Raw genomic sequence first — 21,425 nt, 5'->3', positions numbered from 1 at the left:
CATCGGCCGGTTTAATAATTACATTATATAAAAGTAAACTAGAAGATATAACGAATACCTAACTGCATGTTCCAGGTACTGCCAAAGCTGTTTGATTTACTATAAATACTTTTACTCCCCTCAGGATTAAAAGAATACTTTTTCAATTTGCTGTCCCATCCCAATACACCCTGGTCAGAATATCCGCCATAATTATAGGTGTACCTGTTTCCCCAACTGTTATCAATCAGGTTGAGCAGGTTCTTCATATCCAAACTTACCTGGAAAGTGTGCTTCCTGCCCGCAAAAGTCGGCGTAATATCCTGCAGAATCCGAAGATCAAGCTGGTTTACCCAAGGCAGCAGTGCATCGTAGCGCCCAACAAACTGTCCCTTGCGGTTCCTGAGTTGTTTATCGTTTTCAATGAACTTCCAAAAGGCATCCGCCTGATCGGCAGCAGTATAAACCTTGGTAGTATTGTCAGGCTGCTTCACGCTATATGAAGCAGTGAACTGTTGTTCCAGTCCGCTCCTGGATTCTGGGATATATAATAGGTCATTGGTAGCTCCATCTCCGTTAATATCCCCCCCGTATCTGTACAAGTACCTATCCTGTGCTGAGCCTGAGTAATACAGACTGATGGTCGTTGCAAGGTTCTTCTTCAAATATTCAAATTTATACGATGCATATGCAACTACGCGGTGCGGGATGCTATAAGCCGAGTATCCCAATTCAGGATTGTTGGGGTCATTAATAATGGTATTTTGAGTCCAGGAGCTTTGAGACCTGTCTCCATTATTAGGCGATACATCCTTTGCTTGTGCATAGGTGTAGGCAACGGACGCCTGCCAATTCCTGGCGAATCTTTTCGCAAGTTGTGCAGTTAGCGCGTAAGAATAGCCTTTTGACGTATTGTCCATAACGAAAACCTGCCCAACTTTTGGTGTGTATTTGCTACTCCACAGATACCTATTGTCACCGCCAAATCCAGTCCGTTGGCCACCTTTATCTCCTAAATTGGCATTGTAGTGAAATACCCCGTTGATCGTTTTTGAATAGATACCTTCAAGCGTCGCCGTGAAGCCATCCCCAAAATTCTTGTCAACTGCCAGGTTGCTTCTCCAAACCTGCGGAATTTTGAAGTTCGGTGCGGTCACACTATAGTAAGCACCGGGAACTATTCCAATAGTAGATGGCAGCGTCTGGGGTACGTGCGAAGTCCTGTCGGGATTGAACAGGTAATTACTCATATTTGAGTTATAAGTAGCCGTTGTATTCAGCACTCCATTGTCGGAGGACTGATTCACCAGCCACACAAATGGAATTCTTCCGGTGAAAAGGCCTGTTCCGCCCCTGATCACCCAACTTCTATCTTCACCTGCGGTATATGTAAAGCCAACTCTGGGGGAAACCAATAATCTGGCTTTAGGCCAGGTGCCGACGTTCGCTCTGAATTCATTGCCCGAAGGATCACGAAGGGGAATGGCATACAGTGTGTCATTGGAGACTTTATTACCTGGATAGAACGGCATATCAAACCTTGCGCCATAGGTCAGTTTAAACCGGTCATTCACCGTAAATACATCCTGCAGGTAAAATCCCAGCTGGGCAAATTTTGCTTTCGCTGCTTCTACACCAGACCTGTTTGTATTACTGTACGTGATCGCAAAAACCGTTGGCGCGTTATTATCCAGGAAGTCCTGCAAAGAAGCGAAGCGATAGTAGCTTTGACCGCCGTAATTGGCAAAGGAATTTTCAAAGGTCATATAATCAAAGCTGGCACCGGCCAACAGGTTGTGATTCCCCAGGTTCAATGAGAAGTTATCAGCAATATTCGTCGTATTGTTCTTTACATAGTTTTGATAAGAATAGATCTCGGAACCAAAACTCATCAGCACATTGTTACCATCCCGCATGATGTCAACAAAAGGAAATTGAGGACCCGGGGTTGCTCTGAAATCATGGATCTTTGTATAGGATGCCAGAAATTGGTTCGAAGCAGTGCTGCTGATTTTACTGTTCAGCTCACCAACAACAGAATATACATTGTTGTTTTGCGTATAGTTTGCATTCGAAAAATTAAGTCCACCAGCTTTTCCTCCAACTCTTCCGTTTGACAGCCGCGGGTTTGGTCCGCTGGACGTATTGGTAAGGTTGTTGTCAGACGTTTCAGATTGGTTATACCGGATTGAAAAACGGTTATTGTCATTAATATTCCAATCAATACGTCCAAGGAACTTTGTATTTTTCGTATTAAATTTATAACCGGAGTAAGTACCTGGATCATAGTTGTACTTAGACTTCAGGTAATCGCTTAACTTAACCATATCCGATTCCAATACATTCGGTACTGCATTGGGATTTGGGTCGCCAACCTGTTTGGAAGGAACCCAGTTCTGACCAGGATACATTCTTTTTTCGTATTCACCATTCACAAAGAAGAACAGCTTATTTTTGATGATAGGCCCCCCGATGCTGGCACCAACGATGTTGGAACTTGATTGCTGCGCAGCCGGCAATTTATAACCGTCCACCGTCCGGCCATTAAAACTCTGATTCCTCCAATAGTCGTAAACGGTTCCATAGAAATTATTAGTACCTCTTCTGGTTACCGCGTTTACACCTGCACCGGTAAAGCCGGCCTGCCGCACGTCATAGGGCGCCAGGTTTACCTGGATCTGATCGATCGCATCAATAGAAATCGGCTGAGAAGCGCCACCCGGTAATGGGTTTGAGCCAAGGCCGAAATTGTTATTGAAAACTGAGCCGTCAACCGTAATGTTATTATACCTGCTGCTCATGCCTAAAAAGCTGCTACCGCTGGACTGCGGCGTAAGCTTGGTAACATCCAGAAGGCTACGGTTGATATTTGGAAGGTTGGTGATCTGAGTCCGGGAAATACTCGTGGCTGCTCCCATTCTTTGGTTTTTTGACGATCCGAGCACCACCACTTCTTTTAGTTGTTGTGAACTTGAGTTCAGCGTAACGGTGGCTTCATAAACGTCACCCAGCGGAATGTTGACATCCGACAGGCTATACGCGTCATACCCCGCATAGGAAACTACCAGCGAGTACGGACCCCCAGGGTTAATATTCTGAAAATTGAACACCCCTCCGGTTTTTGAGGTCGTATTATAAATGGTACCGGTAGGAACATGAGTCAATACCACGTTGGCACCAATGAGTGCCTCATTGTTTTGTCCCTTTACACTCCCTGTTACACTACTGGTCGTTACCTGGGCTTGAATGCCTGCAACCAGGAAAAGTGAAACAGTAATAAAAAGATAAAATTTTTTCATAGAAAATGTTAATTTTTTCATGCTGCAAATAAAAGGAATAAAGCGTTACGATTTTAACACAAATGTTAACAAATTGTAACCAGATATTAGATAATTAATTTATTGATCTGAGTCAACTCAAGATGGAAAATCCAGTCATTATCGGCAGTCTGACCATTCTCAGTTTATCAATTTCAACCTACATTTCTCACGGTGGAACCTGCCACTTTGCGGGACAGGCTGTCCGAATTTCCGGGTCGGGATTTAAGCTTTGATGTCATAAATCATTTTCCCGCAGGCCGCAGCATCGTATCTTTGCAAAAATTTTCGAGCATGTTCGATTCCATTGAAAGTGCGATTGATGATATCAAAAAAGGGAAACTGGTTATTGTAGTGGATGATGAGGACCGGGAGAATGAAGGTGATTTTATTACTGCGGCAGCGACAATTACCCCCGAAATTGTGAATTTTATGGCTGCAAACGCGCGCGGACTGATCTGCGTGCCTTTACCTGAAGAGCGATGTGATGAGCTGAAACTTGATTTAATGGTGACAAATAACACGGCACTTCACGAGACAGCCTTCACGATTTCCGTAGATCTGCTGGGACATGGCTGTACAACCGGTATCTCGGCAGCAGACCGGGCAAAGACTATTGCAGCCCTGAACAACCCTGAAACTGTCCCCTGGGATCTCGGCAGACCGGGGCATATCTTCCCGTTGCGCTCCAAAACAGGAGGCGTACTCAGGCGCGTTGGTCATACAGAAGCGGCTACCGATCTGGTGAGATTAGCCGGGTTCCCCTATCCGCATGGTTCTGCCCTGGTGGAAATCATGAATAACGATGGCACAATGGCGCGACTTCCGGATTTGAAAGAGGTTGCCCGGAAATTTGATTTAAAAATCATCACTATTAAAGATCTCGTGGAATACCGGGTGATGCGCGATCGTACAGTCGAAGAGATTGTACGCGTAAATATGCCCACTAAATATGGGGATTTCACGCTGGTGGCATTTAAAGAGAAAAATAATTCCGGTGAACACCTCGCACTGATCAAAGGTAAATGGAAGGAAGGTGATCCGGTCCTCACCCGGGTGCACTCATCCTGTTTTACAGGCGATATTTTGGGATCGCTACGATGCGACTGCGGCGAGCAGCTGCATAAAGCCATGGAAATGGTTCAGGCAGAAGGTACTGGTATTATATTGTATATGAACCAGGAAGGCCGGGGCATTGGACTGATGAATAAGCTGAAGGCCTACAAACTGCAGGAGGAAGGTATGGACACGGTTGAGGCAAATATTCATCTTGGTTTCAAAATGGATGAAAGAGATTATGGGGTAGGGGCGCAGATTTTACGCTATCTGGGTGTGACTAAAATGAGACTGATGAGTAATAATCCGAGGAAAAGGGTCGGCCTGATAGGTTACGGCCTCTCTATTGAAGAAAATATTCCCATTATCGTGGGGGCCAACAGTCACAACGAAAAATACCTTCGAACAAAAAAGGAAAAACTAGGCCACGAATTCTGATACGATTTATCGAATTTCAAAATTTCAGCGTTAAAAATAAAATGAACGATGGCCGTACGGAATTAATTTCCCAGGCTGTCTTCACTCCGCCTGATGGAGTCCCCGTTTTGTTTGCGGGCGTCCGCTTTGAGACCTTGCTGGTTTTTAACCGAGCTATCGGCTGCGGCCCGGGCACTCTTTTCAGCCCTGCGTTTTGCATTGACAAAAATTTCCCCCAGCCTGTCAAATTCCCTGTTGTAGGAAATCCCTGCTCCCGTACGCTTTAGTTTGGCCGCTCCGGTACTTGAAGTGGTGAGCAGATCCAGATTTTCCCGGTAAAACAGGTTCGCGCGGATAGTCCCGCTCATGTTGATCATCCATTCAAGCGTCACGTCTGGCAGGAACTGTACAGTTTGCTGAAGAGAAGATTGCAGCGGCACCTCCATCGTACTACCCAGGGAGATGATAAACCGTTCATTGAAAATTGGAAAAGTAAGGGCCCCGCTGAAATTTGCCTGGTTCGGGTTAAACGCTGAATTCCGCGAGCTCAGCAGGTTCCTGTTATATACGGCGCCACTGAACACCAGGTTAACCCGGCTTCCGAAGAGCTTCGAGAGTTCGTTATTCAGTTTCCGGTTTATTTCATTAAAAAATAACCCCGACAGACTGGAAATAGTGCTGTACCCGAATTCATTGACCGCGTTATTGAGCCCCGTGTTCGCAACACCGCTCTCGGGCGGGGCAAAACTGTTGAATACAATCAGGTAAGTGACCTGGCGCGTAATCTCATTCGGGTTTTTACTAATCTGCTCCAGGGTATTGGTCACATTGAAGTCGTTTCTGAATTTACTGTTGGGATCGAGCCTGATGCCAAACTTAAACCTGGGTTCAAACAACTTTCCGGTCAGGCTGGCATCGACATACAGATTTTCCCTCGTTCCGGAATAACTTTGGTCCATCGCAATTCCGGAATTGGCCAATGGTGCAAAACTTACACGGTCTGCCTTATAGTAAGCTTCAATGTTGATATTGGCGTTCATGGGATCGCCGCTCCAGGAAATATAGTTCTCGCTTCCCCTTTTTATTTCAAACGGCTTTTTGAAAAACGACTGGAAGGTAAAATTATAATTACCCTGGTCGATATCGTACCTGCCACGTATTGACAAAGGCTCCGATGTACCTGAACGGATATTCAGCGAGCCAGATCCCCTGCCCTTGATCTCGTCGCCAGTCAGATCGTCCATGATAAACCGCATCTGGACGCGAGGGTTGGCGGTTATATCCATATCGTAAATAATATTTGACTCTTTTGCCCGGTAAATACTATCCGCCATTGCCGTTCCATATTTTCTTTCCACCAGCCATTCCGGCATTTTCCCCGCCCGACTGTTCGCTGATGCGATGGTGAAACTGCTTTCCTGGGTCGATGACGCCATAGCGTCAATTTTCATGTAGGTATTGTTAGCAGGCCCTACCAGCGCAAATGAACCGGTAGCCTTCACATCCCCGTAAAAAAGTTTGTTATCATTAAAGGTGGTTTTCAAAACCTGAACGGGCCGGTTATTGTTTTCATCCCGGGTGCCGGGCTTACGGGTAGAAACAGACAGGTCAAAGAACATATCCTTAAATGCGTTGTGCATAATATTCCCTCGCAGATAAATGGGATTTTTGGTAACGGTATCCTTCAGCACAATACCATTCAGGTTGATTTCGTTTTCGCCCAGGACAATATCCTGGTCTTCGATTTCGTAGAAGCATTGGGTGAAGTTGACCTTAAGCCCAGCCTGATGTAACCTGCCCTTTCCTACTACGCTTAGCGCATCCAGCGGGCCTTTGATATCAAAATTCCCTGTGACTTCCCCGCGGATATCAGAAAATAAGAAGCCCAGAAAACGATCGAGATACTTGAGGTCAAATCGGTTTGCATTCAGCGCTATGATATTTTTTTTGCTACTCTCCCGGTCTTTCAGATAAAGATGAATATCGTAGGCCAGATCCTTTTGTTGCGGGTTCAGCGTCTTGCCTTTAACCAGCAGTTCTTTCGTGGCCATGTCAAACGAGACTGTCGCGTTGATGTCCCCGAGTGAATCGTTGTCAAAACGTATACCCCGACCCATAAAATCCCTGGAAGTTATTTTCATATCCTTGCCGGGATTCTCGATGAGAATATTGCCTTCAGCAAGGCCCTCTAACCGGTTTGATGGCAGAATAAATGGCGCAATATCTCCGAGGTTCAGGTTTTTTATGCCGATAGCCACATCATTCCAGTTACCCGCAGTGGATGGCAGTGTCCTGATTACAATTTCCTGATTGCTCTCGCGCATAGCAAGTAATCCCTGTGCAGGTACCCCGGTTCTGAATTCCAGGACGCCTTTGTCATCAATAGACCAGGTCTTCCCGGAAACAACAAAACTGGATGGTTCCACTTCAATCCTTACACCATTGCCGAATGTTCTGACCGTCGCGTTCAGCCTTGCCCGGTTGAACGCAAAATTGTCTCCGGTATGGATCGTAACTTTTGACACATCATTGCGGGCCATAACATTAAAAGCAGCCATAGGAATGTTTAAACTATCGCCTGCGATAATATTTGCTGTTTTCCCCGCGACGGTCAGGCTATCATAATTCCCATCAGCCTGAACGCTGGCATTCAGAAAACGAAGATTATTGTAGCTGAAATCAGGCACCAGGGCCGTGAGCAGAAGGCCATTTGTGAGGGTATTGATACTGCCCGTTATATGGCTGTTATTGAAGCCGCGAAGGCTACTGTCCAACAACTGGACATAATCGTCCACCATATTGGTTTTCAGATCAAAGGAGAAAACCTGGTTTTTGGGAGTACGGATTGGCCCTTTGATATAAGCCGGATAATACCTGGTCAGAAAACTTTTTACAGAATTTGGTAATTCTTTAATATTGAACGTACCTGTTAGCTCCGCATCAAATTCATTTGAACTGACATGTAAGTGCTTCTTGCCTTCTCTGAAAGCGGAAGTGAAATTCAGCGAATCAAACGACATTGGGGAGCCATTCTTAACCAGTGTTGCTTCTCTAATATTAGCATGCCCCAGCACATCATCAATATTAGTTCCCGTGAAATTAACATTCAGTTTTCCCGTAAGCCGCAGATCATCCTTAACCAGATGCAGTGGTTTAAAATGGACGTGCCGGATATCGGCAAGGAAATCAAAGCGCGGTACTTTTTCAGCGTAGTTTACCAGACCGTTTAGTGTGAAATTGGCATTGGAATCATTGATGTTAAAAATACCGTTGAATATTTTTTTATTAAGTTCCCCGTCAACGCGGATATTCTGGTAACGGTAATTATTATAATCCAGAAAATGAATCTTTGATTCCAGGGCTATATTTCCTTTTTCGGCATCAAAGCCGCTCCCTTTCAGGCGTGCGTTCAGACTGAGCCTGCCAAAATTATGATCATCCAGGAAAGTTCCCAGGTTGAAGTCGGGTGAAGATACATTTCCTGAGTAAACCGGTTTTTTACCTTGCGGAAATTTCATGTTCAGGTCGGCCTTTACGGTTCCAAGGGCAGTTCTAATGGTTCCAAAAGTTACGAAGTCCTTGAAAAAACCCGTGAAGTTCCCGGCAAAGTTCAGGTATTGAATACTTTTTAGATTGGGAGAAGTTACCTTCTTTACCTGGGGCGCGAAAGCTGTGACATCGTTCCAGGTAGTTCTGAATTCCCGGGCTGTTATATCCATGAAGGTGGAATTGGTTTCGGGGAGCCCGGTCAGACTGGCATCGCCATCAAAAAATGTCTGATGCCCCACCTGTATTTTTAACCCCTTGCCAATCAATGAAGACACCGGTCCCCTGATTTTACCGGTCAGATTAATGGTCTTTTTCCAGGTTTTCAGTTCAGGTGCAAAATAGGCGATATCATCACTGTTAATTTCAGATCCCTTGAAATCGCCTTCCAGGGTTACTTTGTCAATAAAATCTCCGAGCGATGAAAAATCAGCGAATTTCATGCTGAAATAATCACCAATGGTACTGTTGTTGGTTTTGAGGTCCAGGTTTCCGAAACTCATTTCCTTCGGGGTTACTTTTACCCCAGCGTTCAGGCTTTTTACCAAAAAGCCACTCTTCTCCCTGGCATCCAGGTGTAAACTTGCGGAAAAGGTATCTACCTGCCATTTCACGGACCGGAATTCGGCATTTAATTTTTCAAATGCAATATGACGATCATCAAAGAAATCTTTCTGGGTGGCAATGCCAGGGTTATGGACCGCCGTACCTTGATCGTTATCTATTTTCAGCGTTCCGTCCCTGAGAAATAAATGATTTACAAACAATCGCCAGTTTCCGGAATTCCACTGTGGGCCTGTTCCAGTGCTATCTTGTTTTGCTATCGGCTGATTTTTTTCGCGGGGAGGTCTGTTTCCCTGGTAATCCCTTATCGCGAAATAGGGTTTATTGATCGTGAGTGACTCCAGGTCTATCAGCTTTTGTTTGAAATCCACCGAGCGGGTGTCGGTTCGCAGAGAAGCAAGGGATACCGTAATATCCTGGCCCAGCCATCCATCATGCTGCCGTATAAGAATATTTTTTAGGTCGATGTTTTTGAGGGCCAGATTGAGTGGGGTTTGTTTTTTGGGTTGAGTTGAAGCCGGAGAGCTGAAATAATCCAACAGGAATTCATGTCGCCACACAGAATCGGTTCGTTGCAGTTTGATTACTGCGTCGTGAAGTGCGATGTATTTTAGTTCAATATTTTTTTTGAGAAAAAACCAGTCATTCACGTTTACGACCACATCGCCGGCGCTGAGGATCGTGTCTTTTTGTCGGTCTTCTACTAACACTCCCAGCAGGTGCATTTTATCAAACAGGGAAAAATCTACCCGGTTGATGCTCACCTTTGATCGCAGATCATTGGATAACCTGGAGGTGACCTGTTTAATTAACCAGTTCTGGACCGGTGGCGTTTGAATGAGTAACCAGGTTCCTGCCACAACCGCCAAAATGATACCCAGGGTGATAATTAATATTTTACTTAATTTTTTCAGGAGATCCGGAGTTTGCCAGTTGTAAAAATAAACAGGTTGTAAAAGTAATTTATTCGCACAGTTAACACAAATTTGCGGGACCGCGGTGATAATTTAATATTTTTAACAGGTATTTGGTGAAGTTGTTAAAATCAGCCCCAGAGGGTAAGTTGAAAGTATGATCCGCGTTAAGAACCCGATACCATGAGATATTTTCTGGTAGTATTGCTTTTGGCCGTGATTTGTTTCAGGGCGCCGGCCCAGGAATTTGGGGGAAGCCCTTTTTCTATGCGGTGGCGGCAGGTGAATACAGACACAGCCCGGATCATCTTCCCTGGAGGAATGGATAGTACGGCGGAAGAAGTAGCCTCGCTGATACATCGTCTGGCAGCCGCCAACCCGTTTCCGCTTGGAAAAAAACAGGGCAAGATAAGTGTTGTCTTGAGAAACCAGACAGTAGTTTCTAACGGCTATGTTGGCATGGGTCCTTTCCGGAGTGAGTTTTATTTGAATCCGCCCTCCAACAATTTTGATCAGGGAACCACAAACTGGGCCACCCAGCTTACCATTCATGAGTACCGGCATGTGCACCAGTACAACAATTTCAATAACGGTGTCAGCAAATGGATCCGGACAATTTTTGGTCAGCAGGGCTATGCGGTTGCTGTTAGTGCTGCAATTCCGAATTGGTTTTACGAAGGTGACGCTGTGTACCAGGAAACCCGCTTGTCGGAGCAGGGCCGGGGTCGGATGCCATCTTTTCTGAAAGCTTATCCGGCGCTCTGGAGTGCGAACCGGAAGTACAACTGGATGAAACTTCGCAATGGGTCACTCAAAGATTATGTACCGAATCACTATGACCTGGGGTACCTGCTGGTGAGTTACGGGTACGAGAAATTTGGGGATGCTTTCTGGCAGAGAGTAACCGGGGATGCCAGCGCATACAAAGGTGTTTTTTATCCTTTTCAACGCGCAGTGAAAAAATATTCCGGTGAAAATTTTACTCAATTCACGCAAAATGCCATGGGGTACTATCGTGACTTGTACGGTCTTGACGAAAAAAAGCCCAAAACGAATCAGGAGCCAGTTCACGGATTAGGAACGGTGATCAATGAAGTATATCCACAGCAAGTGTCGCCCGACTCCCTGCTTTTTGTTAGATCGACCTATTCGCAGCGTCCCGGGTTTTTTATCCGCGACAGAAAAGGGGACCACTTGGTGAGATTGAGGGATATCAGCATTGACAGACAGTTCAGCTATCGCAATGGCCAGATTGTGTACGCTGCTTACGAAAAAGATCCCCGGTGGCAGGGGGTGGATTACAGTGTGATCAGGGTACTGGATCTGGCAACCGGTGTTCAGAGAAGTCTTCAGCACAAAACCAGGTATTTCACGCCCGATATTTCCCTGGACGGAAGCAGGATTGTTGCCAATGAAGTTCTCGCTGATGGCCGATCGGCACTTGTAGTTCTTGACGCGGGAAATGGAAATATAGTTGGGGAAGTGCGTAACGACAGTATTAAATATTTCGCCAGCCCAAAGTTCCTAGATAATCAGCAAATTGTTGCGGCCCTTAGAACAAAAAGCGGGCGCTCTTTTATCGGACTGGTAAACACGGTGTCCGGAACGATCACCTCACTTACAACTCCATCTTTTTCACTAGTTGGTGATATTTCAGTTGATTCAGGGAAAGTTTACTTCACGGGTTCCGGGGGCCTGAAGGATAATATTTTTTCCTTGGATATTTCCTCGGGGGATCTGCGCCGGCTTCGCACGCAGGATCTCACAAATTATTATGCCTGGTTTGGTTTTAGACAACTTTCCTGGAGCTCTTTTACCGCCGATGGATTCAGGGTAAGACAGGCAGCAGCCGCTGCGCTGACGTGGGAACCGGTGACCCGGTACGAATTTGAAAGTCGAAGCATGGGGAAAGATACGATCAGTCATTCTGATAATATTATTATTGCCGGGGACCTGCCTGCAGGGAGCTATCCTGTCAGCAAGTACCCCCGGCTAAGCCAACCGTTCAATTTTCACAGTTGGCGCCCTGACTATGAAGATCCTGAGTTTAGTTTTTCCATTTTTGGCAATAACGTGCTAAATACAACAGACACCCGCTTGTATTACCTATACAACCAAAACGATCGCACACACGCTGTGGGTGGAGATCTGCTATATGGTGGATTATTTCCATATATACATGTAGGTAGTAAATACACGTTTAACCGGCGCCGTCAGGTTCAGCGATTGCGCAAGGAGTGGGATCAATGGGAAAATGAAATCGGCCTTCAATTACCGCTCAGTTGGACTGGTGGCCGTACGATCCGGTCTTTGAGCCTGGGCACAGATTATTCATACCGGATTGATTTTAATAAAGGCCTTTCGAAAGTGCATTTCAACACGGTCAGGTTCAGCTATCTGGATCATTTCATCCGCTGGTCGCACCAGGTACAGACGACCAGGCAGGATATTTTTCCCAAATGGGGTTTCCAGGCTTATTTCCGGTATGCCCACTCGATCAGTTATTACGATGCTCGAAAGGTGTTTTCGCGGATAAACCTGTTTCTCCCCGGGCTGGCTCCCGCGCATGCCCTTGTGTTGTCTGCCAGCCTGCAGGATAACGCGGGTCACGACCGGCCGTTTAGCGACCAGTTTCCCTGGGCGCGCGGGTTTAATAGCCCGGATTCGGCAAAGGTGTGGGGTGTCAGGTTAAATTATCATCTGCCTCTATTCTATCCCGATTTTGGATTCGCGAATGTTTTCTACCTCCAACGGGTTCGCGGCGCGGCGTTTTACGACTATAACCAGGCCTGGGGCCAGAGCACTTACCCGACCCGAAACCTTAGAAGTACGGGTGCGGAGATTTACCTGGATACAAAATGGTGGAATGAGTACCCGTTGACATTCGGACTAAGGGGCGGTTATTTGCTTTCGGCTGATCCGTTGAGCCCGAACCGGAAAATCTTTTTTGAGTTTGTTCTGCCGGTGAGCCTGATTCCGAGGTAGCCCGGGATCTCAAAAACCGAAAAATAAGGCCGCCCGACCGGGCGGCCTCAAACTTCAAAAATCCATAATCTTTGCTACTTATACAATGTAGGTTGTGGAGGCGGTAGTGCCACCGTGACCAGTCCAGTTGGTATGGAAAAACTGACCGCGTGGCTTATCGATCCGCTCGTAAGTGTGTGCGCCAAAATAATCCCTTTGCGCCTGCAGCAGGTTGGCGGGCAGTCTTTCACTGCGGAATCCGTCAAAATACGTAAGCGCAGCAGCCAGAGCCGGTACAGGTATGCCATTGGTAATGGACGCAGTACAAACCCGCCTCCATCCGTCCTGAGCCGCGGTGATCTTTTCTGTAAAGAACGCATCAAGCAATAGATTATTCAACTGCGGGTTCTTGTCAAATGCTTTCTTAATATCTCCTAAAAATGCAGATCGGATAATGCATCCGCCGCGCCACATCAGGGCAATGCCTCCCAGGTTCAGGTTCCACTGATGTTCTTTGGCAGCTTCCATCATCAGGTCGTACCCCTGTGCATAAGAAATGATCTTTGCACCATAGAGCGCCATTTTCAGGTCATTGACAAACGCTGTTTTATCCCCTTCGAATTGTGGTTTGGGGCCCTTTAATATTTTTGAAGCCTCCACGCGAATATTTTTCTGGGCAGAGAGACATCTTGAAAAAACAGATTCCCCGATCAGCGTAAGCGGAATGCCCATTTCAAGGGCCGAGACGACGGTCCATTTTCCGGTTCCTTTCTGTCCGGCGGTGTCCAGGATCTTTTCCACCAGTGGCTGTCCGTCGGTGTCTTTGAACGCGAGGATATCCCGGGTAATTTCAATCAGGTAAGAATCCAGTTCTTCCTCGTTCCATTTTTTGAATACTTCGTGTTGCTCATCATCGCTCATGCCTAACAGATCTTTCATAATATGGTAAGCCTCGTTAATGATCTGCATATCACCGTACTCAATTCCATTGTGGATCATTTTTACATAGTGACCAGCTCCGTTTTCACCAACCCAGTCGCAACAGGGTGTTCCGTCATCCACTTTTGCCGCGATGGCCTGAAAGATCTCTTTAATATGCGGCCAGGCTGCAGGTGATCCTCCGGGCATCAGCGAAGGCCCGGTCAAAGCGCCCTCTTCGCCTCCGGAAACACCGGTGCCGACATAGAGTAATCCTTTGCTCTCTACATATTTTGCACGGCGAATAGTATCTGTATAAAGGCTGTTGCCTCCATCTATCATGATGTCGCCTGGCTCCATATGAGGTAGCAGCAATTCGATAAAATCATCCACAGGCTGACCGGCTTTCACCAGCATCATAGCCTTACGGGGACGCTCAAGTTTACTCACGAATTCCTCAATTGAATGAGCCGGGATGAAGTTTTTACCTGCGCCGCGACCATTTACAAAATTATCCACTTTGGAGATGGTGCGGTTGTACACGGCCACCGTGTAGCCCTTGCTTTCCATATTCAGAACCAGGTTCTCACCCATAACGGCTAAACCAATCAGTCCGATGTCTGCTAAATTTTTCATCGTTGTATTTTTAGTAGTTTATTATCCATCAGTTCTTGCATCGCAATCTATAGCACCATTTAAATTCAATTCGCAGATTGCTGAATGATCAGATCCAATAAATATCACCCAATAGTTACTTTCCATAATTGAATGCCTTGTTAAATCTATATCATCAGACCCAATAATGCGAAGACATAACCAACCGGTCTCGCTAAAACTCAAACCTGTCCCGGTAGGCCCATAATCCGATCGCGGGGTTGGAGACATAAAAAACCTCCTCACCATCGGGCATGATATTGAATCCTTCCTTCAGTTTAGCCGGATCGTATTTCGACATCATATCATCAATATCGGCATATTTGAATCCTACACTTTCAATTTCCTCCCGGGTCAGATTATCAGCCTCTTTACCGGGACAATAGGTGATCGAAAACCGGCCTTCGGATGATCCGTGAATCAGATGGGCAGCCGCGCTCAGGTTTTTTTGTAATTCCTCGTTTTCGGCAGTGGCCTTCAGCGTGGCAGGTGTCCCGAAATAGCCATATTTCCTGATCAGGCGGTCGATTTCCTTATCCTCTCCAAATTCTTTCAATGCCGGGGCCAATACAATCAGTTCACCGCCATCAGCAATGGCCATCCGGGTGCGGTACACCGATTTATTACCCAGCCATGTGCTTTTGAATTCAGAGGGGTCCAGCCACACGATGACTTTTTGAAGTGGTTTGTCAACCATTTCAAAATTCACCTCAAGGGATAATTTCGCGGCCTGGTCGAAAGCATCGAAATCATCTCCCACAAACAACCCGTATGTCTGCAGCCGCCCGCTCTTGTTAAGGCCCACCACCGTCAGTACATAAACTATGGGCAGGTGGTTTATAAAATGCTCAGATGCATAGTTGAATATCTTTCGCACTGGAGTATCCGATCTCCCCATCATTTTCTCCATGCCATAAGCGGCACCGATAAAATGACTTTTATTAATGCCTTCTGACCCTCCTGTTCCCACGAGGATATTCTTGTTGTAGTTGGCCATACCCACTACTTCATGGGGCACGACCTGCCCGATCGACAGGATCAGATCGAATTCTCCCTCCACCAAAAGTTTGTTGACCTGCGCAGGCCAGGGATAATCCACTGCTCCTTCAGACACTTCTTTTACATATGCTGCCGGAACATTTCCCAAAGTCAGCACATCATTTCGCCAGTCGTGATCCCGGAAAAGGCTGCGGGGAGTTTTTCCAAACATGTGTGAGATCTGGACGTCGGTCATGGGGGTGTGAGTTCCCAGTGCCGGCAGTATATCTGTAAGCCGGTCTCCATAATACATCCAGGAAAATTCAGTCAGTTCGCCTGCACGGCTGGGAAGCCTTGTGTAATCCGGTGGAATTGCCAGGATTTTCTTTTTTGCTCCCAGTTTATCCAGCGCTTCATCCAGGCCATTTTTCAGGTCTTCGGCAGTAAAATCATGTTGAGGTGAACCCACCGAATAATATAGCATATTAAATAATTAGAAGTTTACAATACTGTACCCGCGAATTACACCGTCGTGACCTTACATTAAAAACTACAAAAACCGGAGTCGAAAGTTTTTAAGCAGCCTGTTTATTTCGGGCGCTTCGGGTCTGGACATGAACGACGGGCTTCTCAATCTGTTATTAAATACAAAATACGTCAAATCCGCCATCTACTACCGTCAGGGTCCCTGTCACAAATTTTGATGCATCACTCACCAGCCAGTGCAGGGTTCCCAGGAGTTCTTCGGGTTCGCCGAACCGACCGAAAGGTGTATGGGAGATGATCGCGTTACCTCGTGGCGTGTAGGTACCATCAGGATTTGTAAGTAAAGTGCGATTTTGTTCGCTGATGAAAAAACCGGGCGCAATAGCGTTTACACGCATGTTTTCCCCAAACTTAGTCGCCAGCTCTATGGCCAGGTATTTAGTGAAATTGGTCACTGCTGCCTTGGCTGCACCATAACCTACCACACGGGTCAGCGGGCGTAAAGCCGACTCGGAAGAAATATTGACGATATTGCCCGACTTTTGATCTGCCATCACCCTGGCAAAAGCCATAGTGGGGATTACGGTGCCGAGAAGGTTCAGATCGACCACTGTTTTAAAGGCGCTGATGTCCAGATCGAAGATGGTCTTGTCGGGGCCAATAGTAGCGCCCGGCATATTTCCGCCGGCGCCATTGATCAGCACATCAATTCTGCCATACCTGGCGACTACATCCGTGGCATTTTGTTCCACTGCTTTTGGATCATTTACATCAGACTGCAGGAAGATAGCCTCGCCACCTTTGTCAAGGATACCTTTTACGATACCCTCGCCTTTTTCTTTGTTGCGGCCCAGTACGACCATTTTTGCACCCTGTTCAGCCAGGTACTCAGTCATTGAAGTTCCCAGCACACCTGTGCCACCCGTGATGACTATCACACGACCTTTTATGTCAAATAGATTTCTCATGACAATTCACATTTTAAATATTTTGAGAATGAACTACCGCTTCGCGACAAGCGGTCGGTCCTTATATTTTATTTGTTAAGACAAGTTAAATAAACGTTTCAGATGTCGGTCATAAATATTTTCTTCCACACACTGGCCTACAATATCTGCATGCTTTTCCAATTGAGCATAATAGGCGTCACCCAATTCGGCGGCAACGGCATAGGCTACGTGAATCAACTGGCGGAAATTGACGTTGAAGTCCGGATGGCCCGGGATGTGGCGCAATGTATTCGCATATTTTTCGCTGCTCCAACTATTCACCTCTTCAACAGAGGGAAGTTGCGAGGCGTCAATGTCAATGACATCGGCATAAGGTGCGCAAAGGACTTCCCGCCGATCGAAAGCTATGGCGTAAATGGTTTTGGCCAGTTCCAATGCCTCACCGCCAGCCATGGCCAGTCCAATAACTTCTTCCAGCCAGGTGGTTCCTGCAGTTTTGATGTGTAGACCCTTGTCGTGCTTTTTCAGGATATTGTACATGATCGGGTAGATGGAAAATTTGTCGCTCCCCGAATGAACACTCAGCTTCAACTCTTCCGGCAGGCCGAATTCTTTAACGGCAAAGTCGATAACCAGCACATCTTCCTCAAACTCTTTGGCAAACTGATCCAGGTCTCCGCGGTAATCCACGCCTTTGTTGAATCTGCCAGTAAATTTAGGCGCAATAGTCTGCGCCTGAACGCCCTTGTCGGCCAGCATTTTCAGAATAAAAAGAAGATAGACGGGGGTCTGAGGTTTTTCCACTTCATCCATCGACACTTCCGTGACGAACTGCCCTTTGCCTTTATTTTGCAGCAGGTATTGGTAGATTTCAGAAGCTTGTTGTGTGGCAACCAGAAACTTCGAGGCTATTTCTTCAAGGAGCTCCCGGGTTACGGTCAGAGGTTCTTCAATTCCAGGTATAGCAAGGTCTTCGAGATATTTCTCACAGGAGTCGACAAACGCCTTTACCTCTTCGGCCGGAGCTGTTTTCCCAATAAAAGCTGCAACATCAAGCGTAAAAAAATCGGAATAGGGAACAAAGGGGGCTACTGTAGTAAGATTGATATGATCTGCATCTACGAAGTATTTCCCCTTAAAACCCAATTGTGCTACGGCTGCATCGGCCTCCGTTCTTACACTTGCGGGTACTGTATGCACATAATGGTGTTCGCGGTTTGATTTGTTCCAGACTGGAGAGATTTCCAGGCCGGCCTCATTTGCTTTCATGATGGCCTTCAACTGGGCTATTCCCTGATGGGCAAACCGGTCACCCAGGCCAAAACTGTATTTACTTAATTTCATTCGTATATTTTTTTATTTCACCGCCTCTGGCGGTGAATGATTTTGTCGAACGCCTGCCTGTCGGTTTACCTGCGGAAGGCAGGCAGACAGGGAGCTTCGCACAGACATTCCGCTTTTTGAGAATAATTTGTCATGCTTCGGTTCATTACAACAATTTGAGTCGGTTAATTTATTTAGCGCTTAACCCTTGCATTTCCTTCCCATATACTCCATATCATTTCTTCGTCGGCCGGCTGGGCATAATCTGTAGAAAATGTGGTTGCCAATGCACCGCTGGCCCATGCAAACGGCGCCCATTTTTCTGCAGGCATTCCTTTCAGAATAGCGTACAGCAATCCCCCAACAAAGCCATCTCCTCCGCCAATGCGGTCGAGTACCTGAATCCGTCTGGGCTCAATCACGTGCCAGTTGTCGCCTTCCAGCACGATAGCGCCCCACATGTGTTCATTTGCGCTGACCACCTCGCGCAGGGTGTTGGCAAAAACCGAAGCGTTAGGAAACCGGCTTCTGACCTTACCGATCATTTCCTTGAATCCTTCGATTTTTTGTTCAATTCCTTTTCCGCCCGCTTCCGGCCCCGCGATTCCCAGGCAAAGCTGAAAATCCTCTTCGTTCCCGATGAGGATATCACTCAATGAAGCAATCTCAGCAAAAGCAGCGTGCAGTTCGTCTTCCCTGCCTTTCCAGAAAGTTGCGCGGTGGTTCAGATCAAAGGAGATTAGTGTGCCGTATTTTTTGGCAGCGCGTGCGATTTCCAGGCAAAAGTTGCTGGTGTCGGGCGATAATGCCGCAATGAGGCCAGACAGATGAACGATCTGCACGCCTTCTTTGCCGAAAATACGCTCCAGATCGAAGTCTTTTATATTGAGGGTACGCCCTACTTCTCCTGCACGGTCATTTAAAACCCTCGGGCCTCTGCTACCAAATCCGCTGTCCGCGATATTAAACTGGTGGCGGTAACCCCAGGGCCCTCCTTGTTCCACCTCAGGCCCTTCAAAGTCGATATGCCGGCTCTTCAGGTTGTTTTTTATGAATGCGGCAATGGGGCTGCCCTTAACAAAAGTAGTCAGTACTTTCACCGGGAGGCCAAGGAATGATGAGATACTGGCAACATTGGTCTCGGCGCTGGAGACATGCATTTCATACAGGTGTGAGGAATGTACCGGCTGCTGATTAACCGGCGTAATGCGCACGCCGATGCTTGTAGGGACTAGCAGTGAATACCTGCAATCTTTCTTTAACTGAATTGACATATTGATAATTTTTTTAAATCGTTAGCATCTCATAAAATCTGCGTAAATGTACTGAACCCAAACAATATAAGGGAATTAAACTATGCAAACGTTATCGTTAACGGGTGCGTAATCCGGGTGAAAAGAATTAGGAATGAACAATGACCAATTAAGAGTTAAATGGGGAGATGGCAAACGGAAGGTTTGAACGGTCTGCGATGCCCTCAGGCCTGTGACGACGCCCGCAAGCCCGGCATGGGTTCCGATCTGACTGTCAAAACATACCCGGGCGTGAGGGTGTGGAGGCCGGTTTATGGAATACATTTCATGATGGAGACAAAAACTTGACGATTTAGTAGGAGCCGATCCGCAATCCCCGCTCCAAATTAACTCCCGAAAATAAGGATCAGCATCTGGGCCCCTACAATCCGTAGGATCATGGTGAGGGGATAAACAGTAGCATAGGTATTCGACGGAATATCATTTCCAGCAGTCTTAATGGCAAAAGCCAGCGCGGGGGGGTCAGTGGAGGCCCCCGCCAGCAGACCGCAGGTTTCGAAAAATGTTTTTTTGAAATATTTCTGGGCAATAAAGCCCACAATCAGCAGAGGAATTACTGTGATCGCGGCGCCCATTCCCATCCATACCCATCCTTCGCCGGTAGCAAAAGCAGCTCCAAGGCCATGTCCACTTGCCAGCCCCACGCTGGCCAGGAATAGCGTGATCCCTAATTCTCTCAGCATCAGGTTGGCACTGTGGGTCGTGTAATTATTGAGGTACAGCATACCCCCAAACCGGCTCAGCAGCAGGGCGATGATCAGAGGTCCGCCAGCCAGACCGATCTTTACCGGAATGGGTATGTTGGGGAAATTAAAAGGAATACTACCTAATAATACGCCCAGCACAATGCCCAGGAATATTGGCGCGATCTCGGGTACGTCCAGTTTTTTTACTGAATTACCCAACACCTCGGTGGCTTTATTAACACCCTCCACAGTGCCCACCACTTTTACGCGGTCGCCCAGTTGAAGAAACAGGTCACCATGAGGCATAATTTCAATACCTGCCCGGCTTAACCTGACAAGAGTAAATCCATCCTGGTGCAGCCTGGTAATGTCTCCTAGTCGCTTGCGGGTCACTTCCTTCCGTGTTACCACAACTGTTCTGTCAATCAGAATATTGTTGGGAGATGTTCTCAAATCGACATTCGCAGGTTTTCCTACTAACAGCAATAGTTTTTTGCGCATGCTGCGGGGCGCAACGATCAGCAGGATATTTCCTTTTTCGAGGATCGTTTCCGGTGTGGGTGTAATGATCCGGTCATCGTGCTGCATTAGCCGGGAGACGATGATCTTGTCGGGAAGCAGGTCGAAGATGGTTTTCAGTGGTTGCTTGTCCAGGCCGTCATTTTCTAGTACGAGATGAAATGAAACCACTTTATTTGCGCTGAGAGCAGTCAGCCGGCGATGTAATTCCTGTTCCCTGCTGATATTGATCCGGAACACCACTTTTAAAATCAGAAAAGTTATGATAATGCCAAATACGCCAAATGGATAAGTAAGCGCATAAGCCAGCGTCATTCCTGATCCGTCCAGCCCTTTTATTTTCAGGTCATTGATGGCAGCCTGTGCTGCACCAAGTCCGGGAGTATTGGTAACAGCACCACTCATGATACCTACGAGAATATTGAATTTGGTCGATGTCGTATAGATGAATATCGTGGTGATCGCAATTCCAAGGATCACAATAGTAGCAGCCAGTAAATTTGTTGTAAGCGCGTTTTTCTTGAGAGATGAGAAAAACCCCGGGCCTACCTGCAGGCCGATGGAATAAACAAAAAGGATCAACCCAAAATCCCGCAGGAAGTGAATGGTTTCTAAACTCAGGTTTACGCCCTTATAGGAGACAAATAGTCCCAGGAAAAGGATCCAGGTCACGCCCAGCGAAATACCAAAGATCTTTATTTTGCCGAGTAACAGTCCTATCGAAATCAATAGTCCGTAAATAATTACAGTCTGGGCTACACTGTTCTGAGTCAAAAGGTCTATTATCCAATTCATAATGTTAATTTTCAAATTCATTTATGAATTTCATAATACAAGCAGG

The 21,425-nt window shown here is 46.6% G+C and carries 10 protein-coding genes; 2 read left to right on the top strand and 8 right to left on the bottom strand.

Annotated elements, in window-relative coordinates:
* Positions 1-38 precede the first annotated feature (38 nt).
* Entirely contained in the window at positions 39-3,278 is a 3,240-nt protein-coding gene (locus tag AC3WS5_RS09760) for a TonB-dependent receptor (protein WP_492467130.1), read from the bottom strand.
* Between the two features lie 312 nt (positions 3,279-3,590).
* On the opposite strand from AC3WS5_RS09760, the gene AC3WS5_RS09755 reads away from it, so the two are divergent.
* Entirely contained in the window at positions 3,591-4,790 is a 1,200-nt protein-coding gene (locus tag AC3WS5_RS09755; protein WP_492467129.1) for a bifunctional 3,4-dihydroxy-2-butanone-4-phosphate synthase/GTP cyclohydrolase II, read from the top strand.
* A gap of 62 nt (positions 4,791-4,852) precedes the next feature.
* On the opposite strand, the gene AC3WS5_RS09750 is transcribed toward AC3WS5_RS09755, so the two are convergent.
* Positions 4,853-9,739, bottom strand: coding sequence for a translocation/assembly module TamB domain-containing protein (locus AC3WS5_RS09750; protein WP_492467128.1), 4,887 nt, complete (start codon positions 9,737-9,739; stop codon positions 4,853-4,855).
* A gap of 237 nt (positions 9,740-9,976) precedes the next feature.
* Between AC3WS5_RS09750 and AC3WS5_RS09745 the strand changes: the two genes are divergently transcribed.
* Positions 9,977-12,778, top strand: a complete 2,802-nt coding sequence (locus tag AC3WS5_RS09745; RefSeq protein ID WP_492467127.1) for a TolB family protein — start codon at positions 9,977-9,979, stop codon at positions 12,776-12,778.
* Positions 12,779-12,856: 78 nt separating this feature from the next.
* Here AC3WS5_RS09745 and gnd read toward each other — a convergent pair whose 3' ends face one another.
* The 6 genes from gnd to AC3WS5_RS09715 form a co-directional block, all read right to left on the bottom strand.
* Positions 12,857-14,311, bottom strand: a complete 1,455-nt coding sequence (gene gnd / locus AC3WS5_RS09740; RefSeq protein WP_492467125.1) for a decarboxylating NADP(+)-dependent phosphogluconate dehydrogenase — start codon at positions 14,309-14,311, stop codon at positions 12,857-12,859.
* A gap of 193 nt (positions 14,312-14,504) precedes the next feature.
* A complete protein-coding gene (locus AC3WS5_RS09735) occupies positions 14,505-15,791 on the bottom strand; it encodes a nickel-dependent putative hexonate epimerase (RefSeq protein WP_492467124.1) in 1,287 nt (428 codons plus the stop codon).
* A 157-nt stretch (positions 15,792-15,948) separates the two neighbouring features.
* Positions 15,949-16,761, bottom strand: a complete 813-nt coding sequence (locus tag AC3WS5_RS09730; protein WP_492467123.1) for an SDR family oxidoreductase — start codon at positions 16,759-16,761, stop codon at positions 15,949-15,951.
* A 75-nt stretch (positions 16,762-16,836) separates the two neighbouring features.
* Entirely contained in the window at positions 16,837-18,087 is a 1,251-nt protein-coding gene (locus AC3WS5_RS09725; protein ID WP_492467122.1) for a tagaturonate epimerase family protein, read from the bottom strand.
* A 173-nt stretch (positions 18,088-18,260) separates the two neighbouring features.
* Complete coding sequence (locus tag AC3WS5_RS09720; protein WP_492467121.1) at positions 18,261-19,340, bottom strand: PfkB family carbohydrate kinase; 1,080 nt, start codon at positions 19,338-19,340, stop codon at positions 18,261-18,263.
* A gap of 365 nt (positions 19,341-19,705) precedes the next feature.
* Positions 19,706-21,379 carry a putative transporter gene (locus tag AC3WS5_RS09715; RefSeq protein WP_492467119.1) on the bottom strand — a complete coding sequence of 558 codons (1,674 nt, stop codon included), beginning with the start codon at positions 21,377-21,379 and terminating at the stop codon, positions 19,706-19,708.
* Between the last annotated feature and the right edge of the window lie 46 nt (positions 21,380-21,425).

Source organism: Niabella sp. CPT15-335-S11 (genome assembly GCF_058792415.1).
The sequence above is the reverse complement of the archived record's forward strand: the minus strand, read 5'-3'. Positions and strand labels throughout refer to the sequence as shown.

Coding starts and splice junctions, on each gene's coding strand:
- AC3WS5_RS09760 (WP_492467130.1), bottom strand. CDS start 3,278: ATGAAAAAATTTTATCTTTTTATTACTGTTTCACTTTTCCTGGTTGCA.
- AC3WS5_RS09755 (WP_492467129.1), top strand. CDS start 3,591: ATGTTCGATTCCATTGAAAGTGCGATTGATGATATCAAAAAAGGGAAA.
- AC3WS5_RS09745 (WP_492467127.1), top strand. CDS start 9,977: ATGAGATATTTTCTGGTAGTATTGCTTTTGGCCGTGATTTGTTTCAGG.
- gnd (WP_492467125.1), bottom strand. CDS start 14,311: ATGAAAAATTTAGCAGACATCGGACTGATTGGTTTAGCCGTTATGGGT.
- AC3WS5_RS09735 (WP_492467124.1), bottom strand. CDS start 15,791: ATGCTATATTATTCGGTGGGTTCACCTCAACATGATTTTACTGCCGAA.
- AC3WS5_RS09730 (WP_492467123.1), bottom strand. CDS start 16,761: ATGAGAAATCTATTTGACATAAAAGGTCGTGTGATAGTCATCACGGGT.
- AC3WS5_RS09725 (WP_492467122.1), bottom strand. CDS start 18,087: ATGAAATTAAGTAAATACAGTTTTGGCCTGGGTGACCGGTTTGCCCAT.
- AC3WS5_RS09720 (WP_492467121.1), bottom strand. CDS start 19,340: ATGTCAATTCAGTTAAAGAAAGATTGCAGGTATTCACTGCTAGTCCCT.
- AC3WS5_RS09715 (WP_492467119.1), bottom strand. CDS start 21,379: ATGAATTGGATAATAGACCTTTTGACTCAGAACAGTGTAGCCCAGACT.